Genomic DNA, 767 nt, shown 5'->3' on the forward strand with positions numbered 1-767 from the left:
AGGGCGAACAGAACCATCTGGTAGGGGAGCGGTTTTCCGGCGTTGCTCGCGAAGAGGAATATGAACGCGGGAAAAATCACGCCAAACAGGAAATGGCGGAAGTAGTAAGCACGAGAGAGGCCACCAAAGGTTTTTGCGAACAACGTATTCATAAGTCAATCTGATTTGCGGGTACGAATCGAAAATGCACGCGGGCCGTTCGTGGGTTGCCGCGATGCCCAACGTACATTTAACGGCGGCGAATTCGCTTGCCGCACCCCTCGCCCGAAGGGAGGCGAATTCCGAGATATCTATATCAGGTGTAAGAGTATTTTAATTGTGGTTGCCAAATTTTCTTGGAGCCCAGTATGGGAGGTATCTGCGCCAATCCAGTGATGTATGAGATTAAATATCCCTCTAATTGGGGGGGGCTAGATCACTGAGCTATCTAACCGTCTGAGGGTACACTCCTCAGCCAAGAATCTTAGGGTTCTGAGAAATGGTCGAGGGGATATCGTGCAGGTCAGGCCTACGTGTGCCGGCCGTACGGTAGTGGGGATGGCGATTGCAACTTCGGCGATGGTCGACGTAGCGCAGATCATAGGCAACAAAACAATGGACGCACTTAGTGAGGCACAGCGCAACTGGATAGATGGCGCTCCCATTATTCCTGCCACGTTGACGGTACGAGCACTCGATGGCCAGTCAACGCATACCTATGAAGTTCTGGATCGAGATGCGGAGGGGCGTGTGCACGGTTTGCACAAACGCCGCGGGTGGAAGGGGTT

General features: G+C 52.9%; 1 protein-coding gene. It reads left to right on the plus strand.

What is annotated here, in order from left to right; all coding sequences use genetic code 11:
* Nucleotides 1–537: 537 nt before the first annotated feature.
* Nucleotides 538–767 (plus strand): hypothetical protein (locus C404_RS60820; RefSeq protein WP_152524510.1); only part of this gene is annotated, 230 nt, incomplete at its 3' end.

This window comes from Ralstonia sp. AU12-08 (assembly GCF_000442475.1).
Lineage (GTDB): Bacteria > Pseudomonadota > Gammaproteobacteria > Burkholderiales > Burkholderiaceae > Ralstonia > Ralstonia insidiosa.